Annotated in this window: 24 protein-coding genes and 1 tRNA gene; 10 read left to right on the top strand and 15 right to left on the bottom strand. The window is 62.9% G+C overall.

Features of this window, described 5'->3' with window-relative positions; all coding sequences use genetic code 11:
• Positions 1 to 87 precede the first annotated feature (87 nt).
• A complete protein-coding gene (locus tag J7548_RS03585; RefSeq protein ID WP_290970416.1) occupies positions 88 to 891 on the top strand; it encodes a cystine ABC transporter substrate-binding protein in 804 nt (267 codons plus the stop codon).
• A 102-nt stretch (positions 892 to 993) separates the two neighbouring features.
• The gene (locus J7548_RS03590) at positions 994 to 1653 is read left to right on the top strand and encodes an amino acid ABC transporter permease (protein ID WP_290970419.1); all 660 of its coding nucleotides are present in this window, start codon (positions 994 to 996) and stop codon (positions 1651 to 1653) included.
• A 177-nt stretch (positions 1654 to 1830) separates the two neighbouring features.
• Here the strand turns inward: J7548_RS03590 and J7548_RS03595 are convergent, their stop codons facing one another.
• A complete protein-coding gene (locus J7548_RS03595) occupies positions 1831 to 2106 on the bottom strand; it encodes a hypothetical protein (RefSeq protein ID WP_290970421.1) in 276 nt (91 codons plus the stop codon).
• 170 nt (positions 2107 to 2276) lie between these two features.
• Here J7548_RS03595 and ompR point away from each other — a divergent pair, with 170 nt between their 5' ends.
• The 3 genes from ompR to J7548_RS03610 are packed head-to-tail and all read left to right on the top strand — an operon-like array spanning position 2277 to position 5014.
• On the top strand, positions 2277 to 3038 hold the full coding sequence (gene ompR, locus J7548_RS03600) for a two-component system response regulator OmpR (RefSeq protein WP_050466918.1): 762 nt from the start codon (positions 2277 to 2279) through the stop codon (positions 3036 to 3038).
• A gap of 43 nt (positions 3039 to 3081) precedes the next feature.
• A complete protein-coding gene (locus J7548_RS03605; protein ID WP_290970425.1) occupies positions 3082 to 4443 on the top strand; it encodes a sensor histidine kinase in 1362 nt (453 codons plus the stop codon).
• Positions 4436 to 5014, top strand: a complete 579-nt coding sequence (locus J7548_RS03610) for a flagellar protein FlhE (RefSeq protein ID WP_290970428.1) — start codon at positions 4436 to 4438, stop codon at positions 5012 to 5014. The genes J7548_RS03605 and J7548_RS03610 overlap by 8 nt, the downstream gene beginning before the upstream one ends.
• A 6-nt stretch (positions 5015 to 5020) precedes the next feature.
• Here the strand turns inward: J7548_RS03610 and radA are convergent, their stop codons facing one another.
• The 3 genes from radA to alr form a co-directional block, all read right to left on the bottom strand.
• Complete coding sequence (radA, locus tag J7548_RS03615; protein WP_290970431.1) at positions 5021 to 6406, bottom strand: DNA repair protein RadA; 1386 nt, start codon at positions 6404 to 6406, stop codon at positions 5021 to 5023.
• A 42-nt stretch (positions 6407 to 6448) separates the two neighbouring features.
• On the bottom strand, positions 6449 to 7837 hold the full coding sequence (locus J7548_RS03620) for an L-cystine transporter (RefSeq protein ID WP_290970433.1): 1389 nt from the start codon (positions 7835 to 7837) through the stop codon (positions 6449 to 6451).
• A gap of 111 nt (positions 7838 to 7948) precedes the next feature.
• Positions 7949 to 9028, bottom strand: a complete 1080-nt coding sequence (alr, locus tag J7548_RS03625) for an alanine racemase (RefSeq protein ID WP_290970436.1) — start codon at positions 9026 to 9028, stop codon at positions 7949 to 7951.
• A gap of 269 nt (positions 9029 to 9297) precedes the next feature.
• Between alr and lplT the strand changes: the two genes are divergently transcribed.
• A complete protein-coding gene (gene lplT, locus J7548_RS03630; protein WP_290970439.1) occupies positions 9298 to 10566 on the top strand; it encodes a lysophospholipid transporter LplT in 1269 nt (422 codons plus the stop codon).
• Between the two features lie 42 nt (positions 10567 to 10608).
• Here lplT and J7548_RS03635 read toward each other — a convergent pair whose 3' ends face one another.
• From J7548_RS03635 to tsaB, 4 genes are read right to left on the bottom strand one after another with little or no spacing between them, the layout of a single operon-like run.
• Positions 10609 to 11673, bottom strand: coding sequence for a DUF1853 family protein (locus J7548_RS03635; protein ID WP_290970442.1), 1065 nt, complete (start codon positions 11671 to 11673; stop codon positions 10609 to 10611).
• Position 11674: 1 nt separating this feature from the next.
• The gene (locus J7548_RS03640) at positions 11675 to 12733 is read right to left on the bottom strand and encodes a uracil-DNA glycosylase (protein WP_290970445.1); all 1059 of its coding nucleotides are present in this window, start codon (positions 12731 to 12733) and stop codon (positions 11675 to 11677) included.
• On the bottom strand, positions 12730 to 13236 hold the full coding sequence (gene rimI / locus J7548_RS03645) for a ribosomal protein S18-alanine N-acetyltransferase (protein WP_290970448.1): 507 nt from the start codon (positions 13234 to 13236) through the stop codon (positions 12730 to 12732). The genes J7548_RS03640 and rimI overlap by 4 nt, the downstream gene beginning before the upstream one ends.
• A complete protein-coding gene (gene tsaB, locus J7548_RS03650; RefSeq protein WP_290970449.1) occupies positions 13233 to 13952 on the bottom strand; it encodes a tRNA (adenosine(37)-N6)-threonylcarbamoyltransferase complex dimerization subunit type 1 TsaB in 720 nt (239 codons plus the stop codon). The genes rimI and tsaB overlap by 4 nt, the downstream gene beginning before the upstream one ends.
• A gap of 111 nt (positions 13953 to 14063) precedes the next feature.
• Between tsaB and J7548_RS03655 the strand changes: the two genes are divergently transcribed.
• Positions 14064 to 14489 (top strand): thioredoxin family protein, encoded by a 426-nt coding sequence (locus tag J7548_RS03655; RefSeq protein WP_290970452.1) that lies wholly within the window; start codon positions 14064 to 14066, stop codon positions 14487 to 14489.
• Between the two features lie 9 nt (positions 14490 to 14498).
• Here J7548_RS03655 and J7548_RS03660 read toward each other — a convergent pair whose 3' ends face one another.
• Positions 14499 to 15410: a LysR family transcriptional regulator gene (locus J7548_RS03660; RefSeq protein ID WP_290970455.1), complete on the bottom strand. Its 912-nt coding sequence runs from the start codon at positions 15408 to 15410 to the stop codon at positions 14499 to 14501.
• Between the two features lie 222 nt (positions 15411 to 15632).
• Between J7548_RS03660 and J7548_RS03665 the strand changes: the two genes are divergently transcribed.
• The 3 genes from J7548_RS03665 (at position 15633) to J7548_RS03675 (ending at position 17850) form a co-directional block, all read left to right on the top strand.
• Positions 15633 to 15911 (top strand): DUF4148 domain-containing protein, encoded by a 279-nt coding sequence (locus J7548_RS03665; protein ID WP_290970458.1) that lies wholly within the window; start codon positions 15633 to 15635, stop codon positions 15909 to 15911.
• A 469-nt stretch (positions 15912 to 16380) separates the two neighbouring features.
• Positions 16381 to 17634 (top strand): aspartate kinase, encoded by a 1254-nt coding sequence (locus J7548_RS03670; protein ID WP_290970461.1) that lies wholly within the window; start codon positions 16381 to 16383, stop codon positions 17632 to 17634.
• Positions 17635 to 17756: 122 nt separating this feature from the next.
• Positions 17757 to 17850 (top strand) — tRNA-Ser (locus J7548_RS03675).
• Between the two features lie 95 nt (positions 17851 to 17945).
• Here the strand turns inward: J7548_RS03675 and J7548_RS03680 are convergent.
• The 6 genes from J7548_RS03680 to rdgB all read right to left on the bottom strand — a co-directional run bounded on the left by J7548_RS03680 (position 17946) and on the right by rdgB (position 25418).
• Positions 17946 to 18746, bottom strand: coding sequence for an endonuclease/exonuclease/phosphatase family protein (locus J7548_RS03680; protein WP_290970464.1), 801 nt, complete (start codon positions 18744 to 18746; stop codon positions 17946 to 17948).
• A 53-nt stretch (positions 18747 to 18799) separates the two neighbouring features.
• Positions 18800 to 19999, bottom strand: coding sequence for an FAD-dependent monooxygenase (locus J7548_RS03685; RefSeq protein ID WP_290970467.1), 1200 nt, complete (start codon positions 19997 to 19999; stop codon positions 18800 to 18802).
• 183 nt (positions 20000 to 20182) lie between these two features.
• Positions 20183 to 22252, bottom strand: coding sequence for an EAL domain-containing protein (locus J7548_RS03690; protein WP_290970470.1), 2070 nt, complete (start codon positions 22250 to 22252; stop codon positions 20183 to 20185).
• Between the two features lie 5 nt (positions 22253 to 22257).
• A complete protein-coding gene (locus J7548_RS03695; protein ID WP_290970473.1) occupies positions 22258 to 23457 on the bottom strand; it encodes an HDOD domain-containing protein in 1200 nt (399 codons plus the stop codon).
• Positions 23458 to 23601: 144 nt separating this feature from the next.
• On the bottom strand, positions 23602 to 24831 hold the full coding sequence (hemW, locus tag J7548_RS03700) for a radical SAM family heme chaperone HemW (RefSeq protein ID WP_290970476.1): 1230 nt from the start codon (positions 24829 to 24831) through the stop codon (positions 23602 to 23604).
• Complete coding sequence (gene rdgB, locus J7548_RS03705) at positions 24828 to 25418, bottom strand: RdgB/HAM1 family non-canonical purine NTP pyrophosphatase (RefSeq protein WP_290970479.1); 591 nt, start codon at positions 25416 to 25418, stop codon at positions 24828 to 24830. Before rdgB ends, hemW begins: the two co-directional genes overlap by 4 nt.
• Positions 25419 to 25431: the final 13 nt, after the last annotated feature.

Genomic DNA, 25431 nt, shown 5'->3' on the forward strand with positions numbered 1-25431 from the left:
AAGCGAGCCCTTGCACTTTGGCGAAACGGAGGCATCATGGCTGCCTGGCTGCTTTTTTGCGGCCTTCATTCTGAAAGGAAGCACGCAATGAACAAGAACTTCAAGACATGGCTGCTGGCTGCCGCCGGCGCAACCCTGCTGGCATCGAGCCTGTCGGCCTCCGCCGCCGACCTGCTGCAGACGGTCAAGGGCCGCGGCACGCTGAAAGTGGCGCTGGAAGGCAATTACCCGCCGTTCAACTTCAAGGATCCCAAGACCGGCCAACTGACCGGCTTCGAGGTCGACGTCGCCAACCTGCTGGCGGCCAAGCTGGGCGTCAAGCCCGAGTTCACCACCACCGAATGGAGCGGCATCCTGGCCGGCCTGGGCGCCGGCAAGTACGACGTCATCATCAACCAGGTCGGCATCACCGACGAGCGCCAGAAGGCGTTCGATTTCTCCGATCCGTACACCCTGTCGAGCGCGCAATTGATCGTGCGCAAGGATGAGAAGCGCCAGTTCAACAGCCTGGAAGACCTGAAGGGCAAGAAACTGGGCCTGGGCCAGGGCACCAACTTCGAGCAGAAAGCCAAGAGCGTGCCGGGCATCGACGTGCGCACCTATCCCGGCTCGCCCGAGTATCTGGCCGACCTGGCTGCCGGCCGCATCGATGCTGCATTGAACGACAGCCTGCTGGTGAGCTATATTCTGAAGTCGACCAAGCTGCCGCTCAAGGGCGGCAGCCCGGTGGGCGCGGTCGACAAGATCGGCATCCCGTTCCGCAAGGACAATCCGGAGTTCAAGGCCGCGCTGAACAAGGCCCTGGCCGATATCAAGGCGGACGGCAGCTTCAAGCAGGCGTCCGAGAAGTGGTTCGGCATTGACGTCAGCCAGCCGCCGAAAGCACAATAAGGCCCGCGCCGGCATGTTGCCCGGCGCCGCTGTTTCGCCCCGCCTCGCGCCGAGGCAGATTTATCCCCGCATCGCGGGGATAATTTTTTATATCGAATGCCTATGGAAATCGCCGAACTGCTACAGCAAGCCGCTCCCACGCTGATGAAGGGATTAGGCTATACCTTGCTGTTCGCGTTGTCGTCCATGCTGGGCGGGCTGGTGCTGGGTTTCGTGCTGGCGGTGGCGCGCATCGTGCCATGGCGCCTGCTGCACTGGCCGGCCGCGCTCTACGTGAGCCTGATGCGCGGTACCCCGCTGCTGGTGCAGATCTTCGTCGTGTATTACGGCTTGCCCAGCGCCGGCATCGAGTTCTCGCCGCTGGCGGCCGGCGTGCTCACCCTGAGCCTGAACGCCGGCGCCTACCTGTCCGAAAGCCTGCGCGGCGCCATCCTGGGTGTGACGCGCGGCCAATGGAACGCCTCCTACAGCATCGGCCTGACCTATTTCCAGACGCTGCGCTACATCATCGTGCCGCAGGCGGTGCGCATCGCCGTCCCGGCCATGAGCAATACCCTGATCAGCCTGATCAAGGACACCTCACTGGTGTCGGTGATCACCGTCACCGAACTGATGCTGGCCACCAAGGAAGTCATCGCCGTGACCTTCCGCCCGCTGCCGCTGTACATTGCCGCCGCCGGCATTTACTGGATACTGAGCCTGTGCTTCGAAGCATTGCAGCATCGCCTCGAGAAACGACTTGGAAAGGCGCACCAGGCCTGAGCTGCAGCCCGCGTTCCTCATCCCGCGCCTGCGGAGCGCAAAAACAAAAAGCCCGGACGGGATTTTCGTCCGGGCTTTCTTTTCATAAAATTACCAATCAGCTACAGCTTGCCGTATTCGCTCCGCCACAGCTTGACTGCAGGAAGACGGCGGAGCCGTCATTCTTATTTCCGGGCATCAACGCTTGACGCGGTAAATGTCCTGTCCGACTTCATTGATCTGGCGCCGCAATTCGCGCCGCTCATCCGGACTCATCTTTCCGCCGCGACGCTGCTCCTGGTCGCCGGCCATCTGGTCACGACGATCCTGCTGGCCGAATTCCGTGTTGCGCTGCCTGAAGTCGCCCTGCTGCGCCTGCCGGTCGCCCTGGTGAGGCCCGGCCATCGAAGCAGACACCGCTCCCAGCGCCAGTACCGCGGCCAGACAGAGCTTGTTGACTACTGCAATCTTCATAATGCGTTTTTCCACAATTTCAGGGGAATCAATCGGATATCTTCAACGTGATTCCAGTGTAGGGCGCAGGCCGCGATGGTATAAGATGATTAAGGTAAGGTATGTAACACTTTGTAATGAATACTCGGCCCCGACTTGCTCAAAATTGCGAAGACGCTACCATAGGCACCATGAACTCTACCAACGGCAACAATACTAATACGACAACATCCGCCAATCAATTCAAAGTGTTGGTGGTGGATGACGATATCCGCTTGCGCGACCTGCTGCGCCGCTACCTGACAGAACAGGGTTTCAACGTGGTGACCGCGGAAAACGCGCAGGCCATGAACAAGCTGTGGATCCGCGAGCGCTACGACCTGCTGGTGCTGGACCTGATGCTGCCCGGCGAAGACGGCCTCGCCATCTGCCGCCGCCTGCGCGGCGCCGGCGACCAGACGCCGATCATCATGCTGACCGCCAAGGGCGAAGACGTGGACCGCATCATCGGCCTCGAAATGGGCGCCGACGATTACCTGCCGAAGCCGTTCAACCCGCGCGAACTGGTCGCGCGCATCAACGCCGTCCTGCGCCGCAAAGGCCCCGACGAGTTGCCCGGCGCGCCGTCGGAAACGCCGGAGACCTTCGAATTCGGCGATTTCGTGCTGGACCTCGGCACCCGCACGCTGAAGAAGAACGGCGAGACCATCTCGCTGACCACCGGCGAATTTTCGGTGCTGAAAGTATTCGCCCGCAATGCGCGCCAGCCGCTGTCGCGCGAGAAGCTGATGGAAATGGCGCGCGGCCGCGAATACGAAGTGTTCGACCGCAGCCTCGACGTGCAGATCTCGCGCCTGCGCAAGCTGATCGAACCCGATCCGGCCAACCCGCTCTACATCCAGACCGTGTGGGGCCTTGGCTACGTGTTCATCCCGGAAGGAAAACCGCGCTGATCCCCCGCGTCATCTTCACCCCTGCTGCACAGGCCGTTTGCCGATGAAAGCCCGCACCCAATCAGGATGGTTTAGCAACGGCCTGTTCTGGCGCACCTTCTTCCTCCTGACCTTCCTGATCACCGCCAGCATGGTGGCGTGGGTCGCCAGTTTTCGCATGGTCGAACGCGGCCCGCGGGCGGAGCAGCTGGCCGCGCAGATCGTGTCGGTGGTCACCATCACCCGCGCGGCACTGACCCACTCGGCGCCCGAGATGCGGCGCGAGCTGCTGTTCGACCTGGCCAGCAACGAAGGCATCCGTATCTATCCGCTGGAAAAGACCGACAAGATCGTTCCGCCGGAAGACTCCCCGATCGTTCCCGAGCTCGAATACTACGTGCGCGAGACGCTGGACGAAAACACCCTGTTCGCCTCCAGCGTCAACGATGTCGAAGGCTTCTGGATCAGTTTCAACATCGATGGCGACAAGTACTGGCTGATGCTCGACCGCGGCCGGCTCGACCGTACTTCCGGCCTGCAATGGCTGGGCTGGGGCTCGATCGCGCTGTTCCTGTCGCTGATCGGCGCGGTGTTCATCTCCACCCTCATCAACCAGCCGCTGGCGCGCCTGACAGCCGCCGCCCGCGCCATCGGCAAGGGCCGGCAGCCGGAACCGCTGCCGGAGTCCGGCCCGACCGAGATCGAGGAAGCCAACCGCAGTTTCAACCAGATGGTGGCCGACCTCAACCGCGTGGAATCGGACCGCGCGCTGATCCTGGCCGGCATTTCGCACGACCTGCGCACGCCGCTGGCGCGCATGCAGCTGGAAGTCGAAATGGCCAACCTCTCCGACGAATCGCGCGACGGCATGCATTCCGACCTGGCGCAGATGGACAGCATCATCGGCCAGTTCCTCGACTACGCCAAACCCTTCGATGCAAACAACCTGGCTGCGGTGGATATCTCGGGCCTGCTGCAAGACGTCGCCGCCAACGCCACCCGCCTTGCCGACGTCATGATCACCACGGCCATCGCCCCCGGCGCCGAAATCGCCGGCGATGGCACCGAACTGGCGCGGGTGTTCAACAACCTGGTGGAAAACGCGCGCCGCTACGGCAAGACGCCCGGCACCGACTGTGCCGACATCGACCTGCGCTGCCGCATCGAGGCGCACCATGTGGTGGTGGAAGTCGCCGACCACGGCCCCGGCGTGCCGGACAGCGAATGCGAACGCCTGCTGCGCCCCTTCACCCGCCTCGATACCGCGCGCGGCCAGGCCAACGGCTCCGGCCTGGGGCTGGCGATCGTCAACCGCATCGTGCTGCGCCATAACGGCAAGCTGGTCCTGAAAGGACACGAAGAAACGCATGGCGGACTGGTCATCCAGATCACGCTGCCGTTGCTGCATCATCGCCGCCATGGCTGATTGCCGCCGCTTTGCGCGGCGCATCGCGCCGCCGTTATTGTCCGCCGGACTGCTGGGCATTGCCTGCGGCGCAAACGCCCAATCCTATGCCGACCGCAACTTCAGCGTGTCGCCCGCCGCACGCGAAGGCGCCCGGCCGATCATCATCGTCTCCCCGGTACAGCCCGGCCCGCCGCCGCCTCCTGCTCCCGCCGCGCCGAAATCGGGGCCGATCGGCTCCTATGCATCGGATGCCCCCGGACCCGACATCCGCGCCAAGAATGCCGATTACGCCACCCAGTTCCAGGTGGTCGGACACATCCCGGCCGGCTCCACCATCAACAAGGTCGCCTGGCGTTATGGCGTGGCCAGGAAACCGCCGGGATTCGAAGCCGTCCTGTGCTGGCAGGACGCCGGGACGTGCTGGAGCGTCACCGATAGCAACACCGGCGACACCGACTTTTTCAATGGGAAGGATGCCGCCCGGCCCTTCGTGCTGTACTACCGCGTCAAGGGCAGCGACTACCTGCGGGAAGGGCCGGTCAAGGGCGACATGAACCAGGTCATCGTGACTTACGACATTCCCCGCTGAAGCCTTTCAAGCGGCGTAATCGTCGATCTCGCGCGATTTCTGCAAGGCGTCGTCGATACGTTCCACCGCAATCACCTTCAAGCCTTCGATCGGCTGTTTCGGCGCATTGGCCTTGGGGATGACGGCAATCGAGAAACCCAGCTTGGCTGCCTCGCGCAGGCGTTCCTGCCCGCGTGGAGCGGGACGGATTTCCCCGGCCAAGCCGACTTCCCCGAACACCACCAATCCGCGCGGCAGCGGCTTGTTGCGCATCGAGGAGTTGATCGCCATCAGCACCGCCAGGTCGGCCGCCGGTTCGGTGATCTTGACGCCGCCCACGGCGTTGATGAACACGTCCTGGTCGAACGCGGCGATGCCGGCATGCCGGTGCAGCACCGCCAGCAGCATCGCCAGACGGTTCTGCTCCAGGCCGACCGACAGGCGGCGGGCATTGGGCACATGCGAGGTATCGACCAGCGCCTGGATTTCCACCAGCAAGGGGCGTGTGCCCTCCTGCGTCACCATCACGCACGAACCCGGCACCTGGGTGTCGTGCTGCGACAGGAACAAGGCCGAAGGGTTGGACACGCCCTTCAAGCCCTTCTCGGTCATGGCGAACACGCCCAGCTCGTTGACCGCGCCGAAACGGTTCTTGAAGGCGCGCACCAGGCGGAAGCTGGAATGGGTATCGCCTTCGAAATACAGCACCGTGTCGACGATATGCTCCAGCACGCGCGGGCCGGCCAGCGAGCCTTCCTTGGTGACGTGGCCGACCATGATGATGGTGGTGCCGGAAGTCTTGGCCGCGCGCGTCAGTTGCGCCGCGCATTCGCGCACCTGCGCCACCGAACCGGGGGCGGAAGTCAGCGCATCGGAATAGATGGTCTGGATGGAGTCGATCACCGCCACTTCCGGCTTGTGCTCGGCCAGCGTCGCCAGGATCTTTTCAAGCTGGATTTCGGCCTGCAGCTGCAGGTCGCGCGCATCGACCGCCAGCCGCTTGGCGCGCAAGGCGATCTGCGAGCCGGATTCCTCGCCGCTCACATACAGCGTCTTCTTCAGCTTGGAGATATTGGACAGCGCCTGCAGCAGCAGCGTCGATTTGCCGATGCCGGGATCGCCGCCGATCAGCGCCACACCGCCCGGCACCAGGCCGCCACCCAGCACGCGGTCGAACTCCTCGATGCCGGTGCCGAAACGCGGCACGTCGATCGCCTCGATATCGGCCAGGCTCAGCACCGGCGCCGTCTGGGCCAGGCTTTGCGGCTGCGCCGAATAGCGGTTCACGCCGGCCGTTTCGGCCACGGTCTCGACCAGGGTATTCCACTGCCCGCAAGCCGGACATTGCCCCGCCCATTTGTTACTGATGCCGCCGCACTCAGTGCAGCTGTAATGGGTCTTGAGCTTGGCCATCGTGTCTGTCGTTCCTTGTGATTCGATAAGAGGACGGCGGCGTCACTGCGCCAGTTCCACGGCCTCATCGCCATGCATGAGGGCCTTGTCGGTCTGCCCCATGATCTGGCTCGTGACGGTGCCCGCGGTCATGGAACCGCTGACGTTCAGGGCGGTGCGCCCCATGTCGATCAGCGGCTCCACCGAGATCAGCAAGGCCACCAGCGTCACCGGCAAACCCATCGCCGGCAGCACGATCAGCGCGGCGAACGTGGCGCCGCCGCCGACGCCGGCCACGCCGGCCGAACTGACGGTCACCACCAGCGCCAGCGTGGCGATCCACATCGGGTCCAGCGGATTGATGCCCACCGTCGGCGCGACCATCACCGCCAGCATGGCGGGGTACAGTCCCGCGCATCCGTTCTGGCCGATGGTGGCGCCGAACGAAGCCGCGAAACCGGCAATCGAGGCCGGCACACCCAGGCGGCGGGTCTGCGCTTCCACGCTCAGCGGGATGGTGGCCGCGCTGGAGCGGCTGGTGAAGGCGAAGGTGAGCACCGGCCAGATCTTGCGGAAAAAGCGCAGCGGATTGACGCCGAAGGCCGACAGCAGCACGCCATGCACCACGAACATGATCGCCAGGCCGAGATAGGATGCGACCACGAAGCCGCCCAACTGGACGATATCCTGGAGATTGGAACTGGCCACCACCTTGGTCATCAGCGCCATCACGCCATAGGGCGTCAACTTCATGACCAGGCGCACCAGCTTCATGACCCAGGCTTGCAGCAGGTCGATGCCGGCCAGCAGGCGCCGGCCCTTTTCCGCGTCATCCTTGAGCAGCTGCAGCGCCGCCACGCCGAGGAAGGCCGCGAAGATCACCACGCTGATGATCGACGTCGGGCTGGCGCCGCTCAGGTCGGCGAACGGGTTCTTCGGAATGAACGACAGCACCAGCTGGGGCATGTTCAGGTCCGCCACCTTGCCCGCATAGCTGCTCTCGATGGCAGACAGGCGGGCGGTCTCGCGCGCGCCCTGGATCAGCCCTTCGGCCGTCAGGCCGAACAGGTTGGTCACCAGCACGCCGACCAGCGCGGAGACGAGCGTGGTCAACAGCAGCGTGGCGATGACCAGCACGCTGATCCTGCCCAGCGAAGAAACCGAATGCAGCCTGGCGATCGCGCTCAGGATGGAGGCGAATACCAGCGGCATGACGATCATCTGCAGCAATTGCACATAGCCGTTGCCGACGATATTGAACCAGGGGATGGACGCGCGCACGATGTCGCTGCCTTCGCCATAGGCCAGTTGCAGGCCGAGGCCGAACAGCACGCCGAGCGCCAGGCCGGCCAATACTTTCCGCGCCAGGCTCCAGCTCCGGCGACGAGTTTGCGTCAGCAGCAGCAAGAGTGCGGCGAACACCGCCACGTTAATGACAAGCGCCTGATTCATTCCTTTTGTTCCTCTACGAATATGATCTGAATATGGACGCATCCTTATGCAGGAACGCATCCATTGATATAGCTGCCGTGTGAATAAGCCCGCGTGTTTCGATCGCGCTTGTTATGCCACTTCCCGCACCGCCACGCGCGGCGCCAGTGCGCACATCAGCTCATAGCCGATGGTGCCGGCGGCAGTTGCGACATCGTCGATCGGCAAGCCTTCGCCCCACAGCACCACATGGCTGCCGACGGCCGCTCCCGGGACGCCGGTCAGGTCGACCGCCATCATGTCCATCGACACCCGGCCGACCGTGCCGGTCTTGATGCCGTCGACCACTACCGGCGTGCCGCCGGGCGCATGGCGCGGGTAGCCGTCGGCATAGCCGCAGGCGACCACGCCCACTTTCATCGGCTTGTCGGCCACGAAACGGCTGCCGTAGCCGACCGCCTCGCCGGGTGCGATGTCTTGCACGCCGATAATCTTGCTCTCCAGCGTCATGGCCGGACGCAAGCCGAAATCGGCCGCGCTGCCGCCGCCGGGAGTGCCGCCGTACAACATGATGCCGGGGCGCACCCAGTCGAAGGCCAATTCTCCATGCAGCAGGTCGCCGGCCGAGTTGCACAGGCTCCTGGGGCCTTCCAGCCCCTCGGTACCGACATTGAAGCGCCTGACCTGCTCCTGCAGCGACAAGGCGGGATTGCCGGCATCGTCGGCATTGGCGAAGTGGGTCATCATCGTGATGCTGCGCACCGAAGCGATCTTGCCGAGCCGTTCATAGGCGGCGCGATAGGCTTCCGGCTTGAAGCCGAGGCGGTTCATGCCGCTGTTCATCTTCAGGTGGGCATGCAGGGCGGCCCCGGTGGAAAAAGCTTCCAGCATGGCGATCTGCTCTTCGCAATGCACCGCGAACTGGATGTCGTGCCGGGCCAATACCGGCAAGTCATCGGCATCGAAAAAACCTTCCAGCAGCAAAATGGGCTTGTTCCACCCCAGCTCCCGCAGCCGCACCGCGTAGTCCACCTCGACCAGGGCCAGGCCGTCGGCCTGGGCGAAGCCGCGCATGGCGCGTTCCAGGCCATGCCCGTAGGCGTTGGCCTTGACCACGCTCCAGACCTTGGCATGGGGGGCATGGGCACGGGCAACCGACAGGTTATGTTGGAGAGCGGAGAGGCTGATGGAAGCGACGATCGGTCTTGGCATGATGAGCGGAGGGGCGAATTAGGCGCTGGGCAAAGGCGAAGCAATGGGACATGTACCGCGAACCGGGCCACTAGCCCGGATGTTGCACTGCAAATCGCCCGAAAGTTTTGATCTACCGAGGAACAAGCCGGCATTTTACCGGACGAATATCTTTCTGTTCAGGCACAGAACTGATTTCGTCAATCGGCGGGAGATGCGTTCTTGTACTGGCATGCCATGGTTTCATGGTATAAAGCTAGCCGAACCTAATTGTTACATTTTGGACAGGGATGAATCGCGGTTTCTACACCATCATGGCGGCGCAGTTTTTTTCGTCGCTTGCCGATAACGCGCTGCTGATCGCCGCTATCGCCCTCCTTGCCGAAATGCACTCCCCGCCGTGGATGACGCCACTGCTCAAGCTCTTCTTCGTCCTCTCCTACGTCTTGCTGGCCGCCTTCGTCGGCGCTTTCGCCGATGCCTTCCCGAAAGGCAAGGTCATGCTGATCACCAATATGATCAAGATCGTCGGCTGCGGGATGATGTTCTTCACCGTCCATCCCCTGCTGGCCTACGCGGTGGTCGGGTTCGGGGCGGCGGCCTACTCCCCCGCAAAATACGGAATACTGACCGAATTACTGCCGCCTGAGAAACTGGTGGCCGCCAACGGATGGATCGAAGGCCTCACCGTCGGTTCCATCATCATGGGAACGGTACTGGGCGGCGCGCTGGTCAATCCGCATATTTCCTCGGTCATCCTCAGTTTCGACTTCCCCCTCATCGACCTCCCCGTCGATACGCCCACCGAAGCGGCACTGTGCATCATCTCCGTCATCTACATCATCGCCGCGCTGTTCAACCTCAGCATCCCCGATACCGGCGCCCGCTATGAGCACCAGCAACGCAACCCGATCCGCCTGATCATCGACTTCGCCGGCTGTTTCACCACCTTGTGGAAGGACAAGCTGGGCCAGATCTCGCTGGCGGTGACCACCTTGTTCTGGGGCGCGGGAGCCACGCTGCAGTTCATCGTGCTGAAATGGGCCGAGAAATCGCTGCACATGCCGCTGGACAAGGCGGCCATCCTGCAAGGCATCGTGGCCGTGGGCGTGGCGCTGGGGGCGATGGCCGCGGCCCGTTTCGTGCCGCTGAAGAAGTCGCTGTCGGTCATGCCGCTGGGCATCGTCATGGGCATCGTGGTGATGCTGATGACCACCACGTCCTCGATCTGGATCGCCTATCCGCTGCTGGTGATCATCGGCGCGTTGTCCGGCTACTTCGTGGTGCCGATGAACGCGCTGCTGCAGCACCGCGGCCACGTGCTGATGAGCGCCGGCCATTCGATCGCGGTGCAGAATTTCAACGAGAACCTCTCGGTGCTGACCATGCTGGTGCTGTACGCCTTCATGGTGCGCCTGAACCTGGATGTGAACACCGTGATCATCATCTTCGGCTCCTTCGTGGCCGGGATCATGTACCTGATCATGCGCCGCCACGCCGCCAACCAGCGCGAGCACGATTCGCTCGCGCTGATCGGCGAGGACAAGCACCACCACTGATGCCCGCCCGTGCGGCGCAAACGCCGCACAAGACACCCTGTTTCAGATCCGGATCACCGCATGCCTGACGCGCTCGGCCGCCCGCTGCTGCCAGCCGTCCGGGACGATGAAACCGCGCTCGATTTCAAAAGCATCCTGCCCTTCGCCCGCTTCCGGCCCCCGACACACCGCCAGCATCACCGGCGCCGCTTCGGCGCCAAAGCGCGCGGCAATTTCCTCTTGCACGGCATCCATGTCCACCGTTCGCCCGATCTCGACGCGCGCCGGCGCCAGCCATTCGAGCCGGGGCAGCAAGAGGAAATGCAATTGCTCGAGGCGCTCCGCGTAACGCTCCCGCAACGCAGCCGCATCGCACCAGAATCCGCGACAATGGCCGGCTGAAATGCCCATCGCGGGCGGCAGCGACGGCAGCGGCTCACTATAGAACAGCCATCCCTTGACCAGCGCCTGCGCGGATGCCACAGGCTCCGGCAGCACGCCGGCGGCGGCAGGATGCCACGACAGCATCAACTGCTGCCGCATGATCTTGCGCATCTTGCGGCCCAACGAATCGGCCAGGTTGGGGCCGACGAAGGCGTCGGGCGGCATCTCGCCGGATGGAACAGTGCGGCCGGGTTGCAGGGAAGCCTGTTCGAGCAGGTAGAACTTGGTGGCGAACTCCCAGTGTTCGAGCCCGTTGCCGGCGCCGACATGCGGGCGGCGCACCAGGAAATCGAATTCGCCCAGGGTCTCGCGGGTAGCGCCATTGTTGCGCACCTGCAGGTTGGCGGCGACCAGTTGCCCCCGCTGCCGCAGATAGAAACCAAGCAGCTTCTCCGCGTAGCGCCCCAGGCGGGCCGAAGGCTGGTGCGCCAGATGGTCGTGCAGTTGCCGCTTGAGCTGAGGATCCTGCTGCAGCGTACGCAGCCATGCGGCCACCTCTTCACTGACAGGCCCCAGCGTCGCAATGCGCCCTTCCCAGCATGGCGCATCGACGGCCATCAGGTCGGGCGAATCCAGCAGCCAGGCCAGCGCGCGCACATGCGGGTCGCGCAATTCGGGCCAGCGCGCGTGGAAGCGCGCCTGGCAGCTCACCGCAACCGCAGATTCCTGTGCACCGACGGCCATGTCATTGCGCGGGCTGGCGCTGATAGGTCGTCATCGCCAGGCACAGGTCGGCCCAGGCTTTGCTCTTGTCGCCCAGCGTGCGCAGCAGGTACGCCGGGTGGTAAGTCACCACCAGCGGCAGATCCTGGTAGCGGTGCACGGTGCCGCGCAGCTTGGATACCGGGGTCGCGGGATCCAGCCCCAGCAGCGAGATCGCCGCCGTCTTGCCCAGCGCCACCAGCACCGTCGGCTGGATCAGCGCGATCTGGCGCTGCAGGTAAGGCAGGCATGCGGCCACTTCCTGCGGCGACGGCGGGCGGTCGCGGCCGGTGCCGTCGGTCGGGCGGCATTTGACGATATTGGCGATGTAGGCGTTGTCGCCGCGCTTGAGCCCCATCGCCACCAGCATATTGTCGAGCAGCTTGCCGGCCGGGCCGACGAACGGCTCGCCCTGCATATCCTCGTTGCGGCCCGGCCCTTCGCCGATGAACAGCCATTTGGCCTTTTCATCGCCGACGCCGAAGACAGTGTTCTTGCGGCCGTTGCACAAGCCGCAGCGGCGGCAATCGGCCACGATTTCCTTGAGCTGGGGCCATTCCATGGCGGCGATCCTGGCGATCATCGGATCGGCCGGCGCGGGCGCGTCTTCCTCCTCATCGCCATGCGGAATCAGCACCGGCTCCATCGAAGCGGCGAAATCCATCTCGTCCAGCCAGGCCGGCGGTCCGCCGTCGTCCTCGGGCGGCGCGCTGCGGCGCTCCGATACATGCGGTACATGCGGCGCCGCAGGCGGCATCGGGCGCGCGGCCGGTGGCGATACCGGAGCCGGCGCGGGAGAAGCGGCAAATGCATCTTCCCAGTCGTTCGTGGCCGGAGCCTGGATCGCAGGACGCGGCGCAGGCGCCGCCGGCGTCTCCTGGCGCACCTCGACCGCTTCGGCCACCGCTGCCGGCGCGGTCTCAACCTCCATGGTTTCAGCCGCGGCCAGCTCGCGCCGCACCCACACCGGACCGATGCCCAGCGCATCCAGCAACGCCAGCGAAGAGCCGTGCCCTTCCCGGTTGTTCAATTCTTCACTCATAGCGCCAGACTCATGACGATGGCCCCTTCGCGGGTATTGTTCGCGGCCGGATAGTAGTTCTTGCGCCGGCCGATTTCGGCGAAACCATAGCGTTTGTACACCTTGATCGCGTGCGCATTCGACTCCCGCACTTCCAGCAGCATGCGCTGCATCCCCTTGCCCCGGGCAAGCGCGGTGGCCTGGCCGAGCAGCAACTGGCCCAGCCCCTGGTGCTGATGCGCGGCCGCCACGCTGATGTTGAGCAGGTGCGCTTCATCCACCGCCAGCATGACCAGGAAATAGCCCAGCAAGGCATTCCCGCCGTCGCGCAAGGTCTGCGCCTGGTAGCCGCTGTAGAGTGAGTCGACGAAATTGCCGCGGCTCCATGGATGCGAGTAGACGGCATTTTCGATCTCGACCACGGCATCCACGTCGTCGGCGGTCATCGGCGCGAACTGCAGTTTCCCAAACCGCGCCTCCAATCCGGACAACAGTTCTGCGCGCCCCGCGACAGACGATGTCATGCCGCGCCCTTCAAGGCATCGCGTACCTCGCGTTCAGCAGTGGTCAACGCGACCTTGTTGCGCAAGTAAAGCGGCTGCGCCTCCTGCGCCGGCAAGGCGCGGCCCTGCGCGAAATGCAACTGGCCCAGGCGCGCCACATCGCGGGCATGCGGCATGCACTGCGGATAAGCGGCGGCGAATTCCCGCGCGCAAAAATCCGGCGTGAAGTGCGCCGCATAGGCCGCCAGTCCATTGCCGCAAGCCGCCGGCTTGCCGCCGGTGGCGACCTGTTCGGCCGAGGACAGCGCGGGCTCGGCCAGCGTGTCCCAACCGCCGTTGTCATTGGCGCGATAGCGCGCCCAGTACACCTCGCCCATGCGGGCGTCGAGGATCGCCAACACCTCGCGGACATCGGGATGCGCCGTGCGGCAAGCCTGGGCGGCTGCCTCCAGGGTGACGACCGGCACCACCGGCCGGTCGATGCCGAACGCCAGCCCCTGCACGACGCCGCAAGCCGTGCGTACGCCGGTGAAGGAACCCGGCCCCACGCCGAAGGCCAGCGCATCGCACCGGGAAAGCGGGATGCCCGCTTCGGCCAGCAATTGCTGGATCATCGGGAGGATGGAATCGGAATGCGTCTGCGCACCGGCGGATTCGCGCGCGATCAACTGGCCCTGGTGCAGCAGCGCGGCCGATGCGAGCTCGGTGGATGTTTCAATGGCTAAAATCGTGGACATCCCGTTATTTTACCGTGAGGCCGGCATTTCCCGGCACCGTTCGCGAACGCCGGCGACGGCTTTGCCCCGTCGCCGGCCCCCGGCTGCCGAAGCGGGTAAAATAGCGGCGCCATGTCCTATCAGAAACTAGACCTGACCAATCGCCGCCAACTGGCCGACGCCCTGCGCAACGACACCTGGGTCGTAGCCTGCCTGTGCGCGGCCTGGTGCGGCAGTTGCCGCGAGTACGACGCCGCCTTCGGCGCCTGGGCTGCGCGCTACCCGCAACACCATTTCGTCTGGATCGACATCGAAGACCAGGCCGACCTGGTCGGCGACCTCGACATCGACAACTTCCCCACACTGCTCATCGAACGCGGCGCCACGGTCGCCTTCTTCGGCCCGATGGAGCCCGACACCCGGCTGGCCGAACGCATCCTGCTCTCGCAATTGGAAAAAAGCGATGCCGACCTGCAGCACGAAGCCATCAGCACCAAGGAACGCCGTGCCTGGCAGGAAGAATGCAGCCTGCTGGCCAAACTGGCCGACGTGATCTGAGAACAGGCCCTAAGCCAGCCAGGGATCGCTTTCCGGATGCGGATAGCGCGCGCTGACATATTCCACGAAACTGCGCACCTTGGCCGACAGCAGGCGGCGGCTGGGATAAGCCATCGAAATGATCACCTGGCCGATATCGAAATCCGGCAGCACCCGCACCAGTTTGCCGCAGCGCAAATCGTCGCCCAGGGAAAACGACGGCCGCAGTACGATCCCCATGCCCAACAGAGCGAACTCGCGCAGCAGCACGCCGCTGTTGGATACCACCTTGCTCACGATGGGCACGTCCAGCACGCCATTGACCGTATTGATGTGCCAGTGGTGGCGCAAGTACTCATGCGAGAAATTCAGGCAGCTATGGCGCGACAGGTCTTCAGGATTCTGCGGGGCGCCATGCTTGGCGATGTAGTCCGGTGACGCGCACAACACCACTTTGGCAATGCCCAACTGGCGCGCCACCATGCTGGCGTCGACCTTCTGCATGCTGCTGAAAAAACCGATGTCGATGCCCTCTTCCACCAGATCGATGGAACGGTCGGACAAGGTCACATCCAGCACCACTTCGGGGTACGCCTGGGAATACCCGGACAGCAGCCCGCCCAGTTGCGACTGCCCGAATCCCGCATGCGAATAGATGGCCAGGGTTCCTCCCGGTTTCTTGGTATCGAGCGAGACCAGCGCTTCGGCATCATCGATCTCGGCCAGGATCAGTCGTACCCGTTCCAGGTAAGCCTGGCCGGACTCGGTCAGCGACAGGCGGCGGGTCGAGCGGTTCAGCAAGCGGATGCCCAGATGCGCTTCCAGGTCGGCGATGAAACGCGTCGCCACGGCGTTGGAAATCTCCAGGATTTCCGCCGCGCGCACAAAGCTCCCCTGCTCCACGACTTTGGCGAACACTCGCATTGATTGCAGCCTGTCCATTTTTCAAGCCCCTGATTGTTCCGGATAAAGAAATAGTTAATTCCGATTAAACCCATTTTTCTTTGCCCAGGCAATATTTAGACTGCAGGCATGGGTTGGATGAATGCAACAGAAAACGTTTCCACCCGTATCCGAAGGAACAGCGTGTTTTTGGCCATGTCCTTTTCCGGCCAAGGCACCTGCGGAATCCTTATCAACTTATCAAGAAAGAAGGACAAGATCATGAACATCAAGAACATCACCGTTGCTGCCGCTCTCCTGGTCGCCGCCGGCGCCGCCCTGGCCGATGCACCGTATCCTCCGGCAACCGCTTTCACTTCGACCCAGACCCGTGCCGACGTCAAGGCAGAGCTGCAACGCGCCCGCGCCAATGGCGAGATCGCCGTGCGCAACGAATATCCCATCGTGCGCCAGGCCAGCTCCCATCTGAGCCGCCAGCAAGTGCAAAACGAAGTGCAGCAAGCCAACAACAAGGTCGACAACCTGTACAGCGGCGCCTGATAGACGTTCCCGCATCACCGCCTCCAGCCATGACGGCAGCGTTCCGCCACCGCGCGTCAGAACCGCCGGCGCCAGGCTGAAGGCCGGGTTTCATACGAAGCACGCAGTACCGAAGCATCACATCAGTACAGCAGCACCAACTGCCATGCCGCCTGCGAGACTTGCACCCGTATGCGCATGACAGATGGTGCCCCATCCCTTCCCCTGCCTTACGCTCGCCATTTCCCGCTTTATATCGCGCTTTTGCATGCAATTTGCGCCATCAGGGGAAAATCTTGCCAAATTGCGCGGCGCATCCGGCGTCCACGGCACTTTTTCCGCATCGCAACAAACAAAACTTCATCGGCAATCCGCTATCCGGCGAGCTTTTCCTTGAGATTTTGGCGCACCGGATGTAAAGTCAAGGGTTTGTTCCCTCCGGCCTAGCTAGCGGTTGTTCGTCAAAGTCGGGCCACATTTTTTTATCCCTATGGCTTTATACGTTCACAAATACGGCGGCACTTCGATGGGCTCGACAGAGCGCATCAAGAATGTCGCAAAGCGCGTTGCCAAATGGCACGACGCAGGCCACCAGATCGTCGTCGTGCCCTCGGCGATGTCCGGTGAAACCAACCGCCTGCTCGGTTTGGCCAAAGAAATCATGGCCCATCCCGACGGTCGCGAGCTGGACATGCTGGCCTCCACCGGCGAACAGGCTTCGGTGGCGCTGCTGGCCATCGCGCTGCAGGCGCTGGGCAAGGAAGCCGTGTCCTACGCCGGCTGGCAAGTGCCGATCAAGACCGACTCCGCCTTCACCAAGGCGCGCATCCGCTCGATCGACGACGCCAAGGTGCGCCGCGACCTGAACGCCGGCAAGATCGTCATCATCACCGGCTTCCAGGGCGTCGACGCCGACGGCAACATCACCACCCTGGGCCGCGGCGGTTCCGACACCTCGGCCGTGGCAGTGGCCGCCGCCATCAAGGCCGCCGAATGCCTGATCTACACCGACGTCGACGGCGTCTACACCACCGACCCGCGCGTGGTCAGCGAAGCGCGCCGCCTCAACACCGTGACGTTCGAGGAAATGCTGGAAATGGCATCGCTGGGCTCCAAGGTGCTGCAGATCCGCTCCGTGGAATTCGCCGGCAACTACAAGATGCCGACCCGCGTGCTGTCGTCGCTGACCGACCCGCTCATTCCGCTCGCCGAAGAAACCGTCTCCGGCACCCTGATTTCGTTTGAGGAAGACACCAACATGGAACAAGCCACCATCACCGGCATCGCATTTTCCCGCGACGAAGCCAAGATCACCGTACTCGGCGTGCCGGACCGTCCGGGCATCGCCTACCAGATCCTGGGCCCGGTCGCCGACGCCAACATCGAAGTCGACATGATCATCCAGAACCAATCTGTCGAAGGCAAGACCGACTTCACCTTCACCGTTCCGCGCGCCGAATACGCCAAGGCGGTGGAAGTGCTCAACAGCAGCGTCAAGGCCCACATCGGCGCCGCCGCCATCAACGGCGACACCAAGGTCTCGAAGGTCTCGGTGGTGGGCGTGGGCATGCGCAGCCACGTCGGTATCGCCTCGCAGATGTTCCGCACGCTGTCGGAAGAAGGCGTCAACATCCAGATGATCTCCACCTCGGAAATCAAGATCTCGGTGCTGATCGACGAGAAGTACATGGAGCTGGCCGTGCGCGCCCTGCACAAGGCGTTCGACCTGGACAGCGCCCAGTAATCGCCATCGCGAAGTCCGGCGGACAAATCAGCGATTTTTTGCAAGCCGCTGATTGACCAAACGCAGTTGAGAAGCTATTATGCGTGACTTCGCTGAGGCAGCGTAATAACTGCCTGCAGTGTGGAGACGTGGCCGAGTGGTCGAAGGCACTTCCCTGCTAAGGAAGCATACGGGCTTAAACCTGTATCGAGGGTTCGAATCCCTCCGTCTCCGCCAAGAAATACCAAGCCCCTATTTTTATAGGGGCTTTTTTATTGGCTCTTCGAAGCCGGGAGTACTCTTCGGGGGAGATGGTCGCTCCGGTGTTTTGGCTATAACCGAAGAACCAGAGGGCAGTGATCCGAGACCTCCGGGTCATGAATCACGTCGAACGACTGCACCGCCTCTTCGCGATTCACAAGCATGTAGTCCGCGAACCGTCCCGGCTTCTTGTATTGAGTGCTTCGGGTGCTCTCAATACCGCGCCCCATCACCAGCTCCTTGAACCCGGCATCTGCAAGGAGCGCGAGAGTTTCACTGCCGGGTTCGACATTAAAGTCACCGCAGACCACTACCACGTCACCCGGCTCAGAAACCTGCCGGGAAAAATTGAGCAGCCTTCGCGCCTGCTCGGCACGTTCGGGGGTGTCCATCTTGCCGTTCAGATCGCGCAGTCCGTGCATATGCGTGATACTGACGGCCCGCTCGGCAGCGTAGTCATAGACCCTGACACCATGAGCGTTACGAGACCGCGGATGATCGCCATAGCCGACCGGCGAAAAGCCCTTGTGAACGAAACCCTGGACCTGAGCGATGATAGGGATGGATCGACGCACGAATGTAGCCAGTCCCCATTGCGATGGAACCGGTTGATTCTCATCCCAAAGCACTCCCTGCGCTGCCGGACAGAAGATTGCAACATGATCGGGCAAGGCATGCGAAACATCGCGAAAGAAGTTGGCGCGCTGCGCCAGTACGTGATCGCCATCACGATAGGTCAGCCAATCCTTCTCGGATGCCGGACTGTGAATGACCTCCTGAAGGCAAAGGACGTCAGGGTCGCTGGCTTTGACATAGGGCAACAGCTTTTCGTACAGCTTTCCACCCCAAGCATTCAGGCACATTATTTTCATAGGTCTATCCTTCAGAGTCTCGACATTGGCGCACGCAATTCACTCCAGCATCCCTAATCGGGACGATAAGCGAACAGTTTGCGTTGGCCTCTGATCCCAAGTGGGATGAATACGCGCAGCAGGAGGTCACGAACGAGCATCTGCCACCAACCCAAGGCGCGCTTCTGAGAACCGTTCCGCGCGGTCAGCCTGACCACCTCAGCCACCCGAGGTCGCCGCAGCTCTTCATAGCGCCGGAACGCAGCCACATGATCGACCTCGCGTTCCAGCGCCGCCGCAAGCACAAGAGCATCTTCAATTGCCATCGACGCGCCTTGGCCCGCATCGGGGCCGACGGCGTGGGCGGCGTCGCCGAGCAGAACGACACGCCCGCTCGACCATGCCGGCAATTCAGGCATGTCGAAGACGGGATAAATCCTGTCGATGCTCGCGACCGTGGCAAGGATTGCACGATTGGGCTCCGGATCGCCCGCGTGCATCTGCCGGATGCGCTCTGCGAACACCTTGCCGTCGAATACGCGGCCATTCTCGGGCTCATCCGCAGGATAGGATGAGAACCAGAACGCACGCCGCTGATCATCGACCAAATAGCCGAAGAACGCTTTGCTTCCGAAGGTCATGCGCGTCGTGCCGTTCGTGCCAGATTGGCTCGTTTGCGTGATACCGCCGGTGCCGATCTGGCCAGTGAAATGCGGCGCCGGATAACTGGGAAAAGCTTGAGCGCGAACGGTCGAGCGCAGCCCATCGGCCCCGATGACAATATCGGCGCCATAGGCTTCGCCGTTCACGAACTGCAGCAAGGTGCCGCTCGCGTCCGATGTCAACACTGCAAGGGCCGTTCCAAAATGCAGTTCGACACCCGCCGCCTGCGCCTGTCCCAGGAGAATCGCCGCCAGGCCACCTCGGCTGATGGTGATGCTGGGGGCGCCGAAGACGCTTTCATGATCGGCCTGGTCGGCAAGCCCGAGGCGTGCGCCGCGCGCATTACATAGCTCGATGCCTGTCGTCTCGACCCCGCTGCCGCGCACAGCATCGTAGCACCCGATGACTTTCAAGCCGTTCATGCCGTTGGGCGCCAGGGTGAAGAACACCCCCTCGCGGCATATGTCGGCTTCTTCGCGTTGCTCGAAGACGACGGGCCGGAAGCCCAGTTCGGTCAATCGGATCGCCAGTACGAGGCCACCGATGCCCGCGCCGCAAATTGCGATTTTCCGGGTATCGGTCCGTGCATGCGGGCTGGAGTCGATTGACATATTAAGTATCCTCACTATTAGTCTTAAACTATGCAGCGAGCCGGCGCGTGCTCAGCAAGAAAAGCGTTTAACAACGTCTTCATCCAGGCCTGCCGCAAATACAGGAACAAATGAAGCCGCACACCAATAAAAATGGCCGCCGGTATTTATGCGGCGGCCATTTTTATTGGCTGATGAAAACGCTCAGACACCGAAATCGTCCAGCGGCAGCGAAGGATGTTCGCCGACGACCTTGAGTCGCCGCCCCTCCAGCAGCATGTGATGAAAATCTCCCGCCGGCACCGGCGGCGAAAAGATATAGCCCTGCAGCTCATTGCAGCCGGCTTCCTTGAGGAAGTTGAATTGCTTCTCGGTCTCCACCCCTTCGGCGATCACCTTGTGGCGCAATTGCTTGGCGATGCCGATGATGGCGCTGGCGATCGCGCAATCGTTGGTGTCTTCCGGAATGCCCATGGTGAAGGAGCGGTCGATCTTCAGCGTATTGATCGGGAAGCGCTTGAGGTAAGACAGGCTGGAATAGCCGGTGCCGAAATCGTCGAGGGAAATCGTGATGCCCAGGCTGCAAATCTTTTCCATGATCGAAATCACGCGGTCCGTGCTGTGCATCAGCATGCTTTCCGTGATTTCCAGCTCCAGCCATTCGCCGCCGAGCCGGTGTTTGTTCAGCGCGGCGCGGACGCGATCCGGCAACGAACGGGTGAATTCGCGCGCGGTCACGTTCAGGGCGATGCGGATCGGCGCCAGGCCGGCCTCCTTCCATGAACGCGCCTGGCGGCACACGGCATCCAGCACCCAGTCGCTCAATTGCACGATCAGGCCGGTCTCTTCGGCGATGGGAATGAATTCTCCCGGCAGCAACAGGCCGCGCTCCGGATGCTGCCAGCGCACCAGCGCTTCGGCGCCGGTGATGGCGCCGGCCAGCATGTCCACCTTCGGCTGGTAGTACAGCAGCAGTTCGTCGTATTCGAAAGCATGCAGGAGGCCGGTCTCGATGCGCAGCAAGTCCAGCGTGTTGCGGTTCATCTCTTCGCTGTAATACGCGTAACCGCCCTCGTTGTTGTCGCCGCCCCGCTTGGCCCGGTACATGGCGATGTCGGCCAGGCGCAGCAAGGTTTCGGTATCGGAGGCATCTTCCGGGTACATGCTCACGCCGATGCTGGCGCCGACGCGCAGCTCGTGGCCGTCGATGAAGAACGGCTCGTCGAACGTCGCCAGCAGCTTTTGCGCGACGAAGCCGGTGTGGTAATCCTTGTCGATGTCGAACAGCGCCACGGCGAATTCGTCGGCGCCCAGGCGCGCCACCACGTCCTGCTCGCGCAGCGCGCGACGCAAGCGGATCGCCACTTCCACCAGCAGCATATCGCCGGCCACGTGGCCCAGCGTGTCGTTGATGGGCTTGAAGCGGTTCAGGTCGATGAACATCACGCAGCCGTGCATGCTGTCCTGGCGCGCCTCCAGCAAGGCCTGGTCGACGGTGCGCGTGAGCAGCGTGCGGTTGGGCAAACCGGTCAGCGAATCGTAATAGGCCAGGTGGTGGATCAGCTTCTCGGCATTCTTGCGCTCGGTGATGTCGTTGATGTAGCCGATCAGTCCGATGGGGTTGCCATGCTGGTCGCGCATGACCGACAGCGACAGGCTGGCCCAGAAGGTCTCGCCCGATTTCTTGCGGCGGCGCACTTCCATTTCGCGCCCGCCCTGCTCCAGGAACATGTCGGCCAGCGAATCCCCTTCGTCTTCGTTCTCGTACAGGAACAACACGTTGCGGCCGATGGCTTCCAGCGCGGTATAGCCGAACAGTTGCTCGGCGCCGCGGTTCCAGCTGGTGATGAAGCCGGCCGGATCCATGGTGATCACCGACTCGTGCATCTGGTTCAGGATCTGCGCCTGCTGCTCCAGCTTGGCTTCGATCTGGTCGAGCGAGCGCGCCCGCCTCTCGGTATCGGCCTGGCGCTGCAACAGGCGACCGGTGAAGCCCGCCAGCATCGCCAGCCGCTGGCACTCCAGCGCACTGTAGGCACCGGCGGAGTCGGGGAAGCAGTAATAGCCGAAATGTTCGCCTTCGTACTCGACGGCCTGTTTGAGCATATCCCCCTCAGGCGCCGGGCCCGGGAGGTATTTGCCTCCTGGGCGCTTCAGGAAACCGGAGGCGATTCCCCCCAGCGCCGCGGAGAGCGACGGCCCATGCAGGTTCTGCATCGCGTCCAGCAATGCGGAACAACATGCCAGATCGTCGGTGCCAACGGAGGAGATCATGGAATTCAGGCCTCTGTGCTGACTCTGGTTGCCCAGCTAAAGGCCTTTATCAGGCATTCGCAATACGCCTTGGCATCGAGGCCGGCGGCCTCGAGGTCGGCATGCCGCAGGGGAAGGCGGCTGTATTCGGAGCGCTCCACCACATCCAGCAGCTTGCCCAGCCGCCCGGTGCGGTTGGCCAGCGCATTGACGATATCCACCGGCAGCTTGAGCGGCTCGATGATGTCTTGCAGCGGCATGCCCAGCAAGATGTCGAGCAGGGAGAACATGCCGGTGATGAAGGCGCGATCCAGCTCTTCGCGGGTGCAGTCGATCCGCTGCGCCATCGCTTCCATCATCGCGGCGCGCGCCGCGGCGCGCGGCAGCAAGGGGTTGGCCGACTCGTCGCCCGGGAAGCGCGCATACAGCAGCAGTTGCAGCCAGCGCTGCAGCTGGCGCCGTCCCAGCAGGTTGATGGCCTGGGTGAAATTGGTGATGTGCGCCGAGAAGCCGAAGGCGGCCGAGCTGACCAGCTTGAAGAGCTGGTAGGACAGCGCGGGATCCTGCTTGAGCAGCGACTCCAGCTCGCCGGCGTCGGCATCGCGCGCGACCAGGTCCAGCAGCTTGAGCAGGCGCGCGCGGGAGATTGAATTCTTTTGCGACAGGCGGTTGTCGGGATGCAGCGCATAGTCGCCGGCAAACCACCGGAAACCTTCCGCGCGGCAGCTATCGAACTGGATCGCGTCACCGATGTTTTCCGCCAGGTGCGGCCCGCGCAGGCGGTTGATCCATTGCACAGCTTCCGGCAGCCTGCCTACGCTGGCGTCCAGCGCGATCGACTCGACAAAAGGAAACATGGCCGCGCCCTGCGCCGGCAGGCCGTCGGCGATGATCGAAAAGCCGCGGCTGTAAAGCCAGTCCAAGGCATCGATCTTGCCCGGGTCGACGCAATGCTCGACCGGCACGCGCAGGGCGATCTGCCCCTGGGGAACGGGGTGCGCGAACTCCGGCGCGAATACCGCCGGATCCCGGACCGGGATGATGCAAGTCAGCCCGCCCAGGGCGTCGCTCAGGTTGAACTCGTTGAATAAACGGGACAGCAATGCACTGCCATCCTCATCAATGGGTGAAATGTGCAGAGACAGCGCAGTCCATACGTGATGAACGTCGGCTACAGGCTGTAAAAACACAAGAGGAAAAGAGACGCTTTTATCCTGGACAGCCATATTCTTTTATCGTTGGCGCCCCTCTTCCTTATTGTTTGAGGCGCTCCTTCATGATGAAAAACCGCTAAAAGTTTCCCAAAAGAATTCTTAATTAAATTCAAACTTCTCAAATATACCTGATAAAAACAGCCTTGCGAGCACGCTTTAATCCTGCAAGAACATTTCTTGCAAATCGTTGAGAAAACGGCGGCCCAAATCGGTCGGTCGGATTACGGCGTGATCGCGATACAACATCCCTTTTTCCTCGGCCAGATCCAGGTGCTTGCCGATCTGGTTCAACCCCATGCCGGTGCGCTCGGCAAACAGGTTGGGCGAAAAGCCTTCGGTCAGGCGCAGCGCATTGAGCATGAATTCGAAACCCAGGGCATCGCGCCCGATCTCGGCCTCCTCCTGGATCGGCGCCCCGGCCCGGACCTGTTCCATGTAGGTCTGGGGATGCTTGTAGCGCGCCTGGCGCACGATGCGGTGCGGGAAGGACAGCTTGGAATGCGCCCCGGCGCCGATGCCGAGGTAATCGCCGAACTGCCAGTAATTGAGGTTGTGCCGGGCACGCCGCTTGGGCTGGGCATAGGCCGACACTTCGTAATTGGCATAACCGGCCGCCGAGGTCAGTTGCGCGATCATGTCTTGCATGTCGGCGCTGGCATCGTCGTCGGGCACCGGCGGCGGGAATTTGGCGAACAGGGTGTTCGGCTCCAGCGTCAGGTGGTACAGCGACAGGTGCGGCGGCGCGAAGGCGATCGCCGTCTCGATATCGGCGCGCGCCTCGGCCAGCGTCTGCGACGGCAAGGCGTACATCAGGTCGAGGTTGAAATTGTCGAAATTGGCATGCGCGATCTCGACCGCCTTCAATGCCTGCGCCCCGTCGTGGATGCGGCCCAGCGCGGCCAGGTGGGCCGCGTTGAAGCTCTGGATGCCGATCGACAGGCGGTTGATGCCGCTGGCGCGGTAGGCGCGGAACTTCTCGGCTTCGAAGGTGCCCGGGTTGGCTTCCATCGTGATCTCGATGTCGCTGTCGAACGGCAGCAAGGTGCGCAGGTCCGACAGCAGTCGGTCCAGCCCGGCGGCCGACAGCAGGCTGGGCGTGCCGCCGCCGATGAAGATGGTGTTGATCTTGCGGCCCCAGACCAGCGGCAGCGCCATTTCCAGGTCGGTACGCAAGGCGTCCAGGTAGTCCTGCTCCGGGAAGCTGCCCTTGACTTCATGGGAGTTGAAGTCGCAATACGGGCATTTGCGCACGCACCACGGGAAATGCACATACAGCGACAGCGGCGGCAAGGCGGCCAGTTGCAGGCTGCCCGGCTTCAGGAACGCCAGCGCCGCCTGGGCCGGCTCGGCGGGCGCAGTGGCCGCGACCGGTTTGATCGGGATCATTTCAGTTTCTCTACCAATGCGCGCAATGCCTGCCCCCGGTGGGAGATGGAGTTCTTCTCGGCCGCGCTCAACTGCGCGGCGGTCTTGTCCAGTTGCGGCAACAGGAAATGCGGGTCGTAGCCGAAACCGCCCTCGCCGCGCGCGTCGGCCACGATTTCACCCTTCCATACGCCATCGGCGATCACCGGCTGGGGATCGTCGGCATGGCGCACATAGACCAGCACGCAATAGTAATAGGCCGACTTGTCGGCATGCGCGGCCAGGTCGCGGACCAGCTTGGCGTTGTTGGCGGCATCCGATTTCGGCTCGCCCGCATAGCGCGCCGAATACACGCCAGGCGCGCCGCCCAGGGCATTGGCGCAGACGCCGGAGTCGTCGGCCAGCGCCGGCAGGCCGGTCAGGCGGGCCGCGTGGCGGGCCTTGGCCAGCGCATTCTCGACGAAGGTGGCGAAGGGTTCTTCCGCTTCCGGGACGTTGAATTCGCCTTGGGCGCGCACGTCGAAACCGATGTCGCCCAACAGGCTGGCAAACTCCTTGAGCTTGCCGGCGTTGTTCGACGCCATCACGATCTTTTGCTTGGTATTCATACTATGACTGGGT

The organism is Herbaspirillum sp. (assembly GCF_017744395.1).
In the GTDB taxonomy this organism is placed as follows: domain Bacteria; phylum Pseudomonadota; class Gammaproteobacteria; order Burkholderiales; family Burkholderiaceae_D; genus Herbaspirillum.

Excerpts from the sequence above, each read along its gene's own strand:
- J7548_RS03610 (WP_290970428.1), top strand. The coding sequence starts at position 4,436 with ATGGCTGATTGCCGCCGCTTTGCGCGGCGCATCGCGCCGCCGTTATTG.
- J7548_RS03685 (WP_290970467.1), bottom strand. The coding sequence starts at position 19,999 with ATGTCAATCGACTCCAGCCCGCATGCACGGACCGATACCCGGAAAATC.
- J7548_RS03595 (WP_290970421.1), bottom strand. The coding sequence starts at position 2,106 with ATGAAGATTGCAGTAGTCAACAAGCTCTGTCTGGCCGCGGTACTGGCG.
- rdgB (WP_290970479.1), bottom strand. The coding sequence starts at position 25,418 with ATGAATACCAAGCAAAAGATCGTGATGGCGTCGAACAACGCCGGCAAG.
- J7548_RS03665 (WP_290970458.1), top strand. The coding sequence starts at position 15,633 with ATGAACATCAAGAACATCACCGTTGCTGCCGCTCTCCTGGTCGCCGCC.
- J7548_RS03605 (WP_290970425.1), top strand. The coding sequence starts at position 3,082 with ATGAAAGCCCGCACCCAATCAGGATGGTTTAGCAACGGCCTGTTCTGG.
- tsaB (WP_290970449.1), bottom strand. The coding sequence starts at position 13,952 with ATGTCCACGATTTTAGCCATTGAAACATCCACCGAGCTCGCATCGGCC.
- J7548_RS03670 (WP_290970461.1), top strand. The coding sequence starts at position 16,381 with ATGGCTTTATACGTTCACAAATACGGCGGCACTTCGATGGGCTCGACA.
- J7548_RS03680 (WP_290970464.1), bottom strand. The coding sequence starts at position 18,746 with ATGAAAATAATGTGCCTGAATGCTTGGGGTGGAAAGCTGTACGAAAAG.
- ompR (WP_050466918.1), top strand. The coding sequence starts at position 2,277 with ATGAACTCTACCAACGGCAACAATACTAATACGACAACATCCGCCAAT.
- J7548_RS03620 (WP_290970433.1), bottom strand. The coding sequence starts at position 7,837 with ATGAATCAGGCGCTTGTCATTAACGTGGCGGTGTTCGCCGCACTCTTG.
- J7548_RS03635 (WP_290970442.1), bottom strand. The coding sequence starts at position 11,673 with ATGGCCGTCGGTGCACAGGAATCTGCGGTTGCGGTGAGCTGCCAGGCG.
- J7548_RS03590 (WP_290970419.1), top strand. The coding sequence starts at position 994 with ATGGAAATCGCCGAACTGCTACAGCAAGCCGCTCCCACGCTGATGAAG.
- J7548_RS03585 (WP_290970416.1), top strand. The coding sequence starts at position 88 with ATGAACAAGAACTTCAAGACATGGCTGCTGGCTGCCGCCGGCGCAACC.
- hemW (WP_290970476.1), bottom strand. The coding sequence starts at position 24,831 with ATGATCCCGATCAAACCGGTCGCGGCCACTGCGCCCGCCGAGCCGGCC.
- alr (WP_290970436.1), bottom strand. The coding sequence starts at position 9,028 with ATGCCAAGACCGATCGTCGCTTCCATCAGCCTCTCCGCTCTCCAACAT.
- J7548_RS03695 (WP_290970473.1), bottom strand. The coding sequence starts at position 23,457 with ATGGCTGTCCAGGATAAAAGCGTCTCTTTTCCTCTTGTGTTTTTACAG.
- lplT (WP_290970439.1), top strand. The coding sequence starts at position 9,298 with ATGAATCGCGGTTTCTACACCATCATGGCGGCGCAGTTTTTTTCGTCG.
- rimI (WP_290970448.1), bottom strand. The coding sequence starts at position 13,236 with ATGACATCGTCTGTCGCGGGGCGCGCAGAACTGTTGTCCGGATTGGAG.
- J7548_RS03690 (WP_290970470.1), bottom strand. The coding sequence starts at position 22,252 with ATGATCTCCTCCGTTGGCACCGACGATCTGGCATGTTGTTCCGCATTG.
- J7548_RS03640 (WP_290970445.1), bottom strand. The coding sequence starts at position 12,733 with ATGAGTGAAGAATTGAACAACCGGGAAGGGCACGGCTCTTCGCTGGCG.
- J7548_RS03660 (WP_290970455.1), bottom strand. The coding sequence starts at position 15,410 with ATGGACAGGCTGCAATCAATGCGAGTGTTCGCCAAAGTCGTGGAGCAG.
- radA (WP_290970431.1), bottom strand. The coding sequence starts at position 6,406 with ATGGCCAAGCTCAAGACCCATTACAGCTGCACTGAGTGCGGCGGCATC.
- J7548_RS03655 (WP_290970452.1), top strand. The coding sequence starts at position 14,064 with ATGTCCTATCAGAAACTAGACCTGACCAATCGCCGCCAACTGGCCGAC.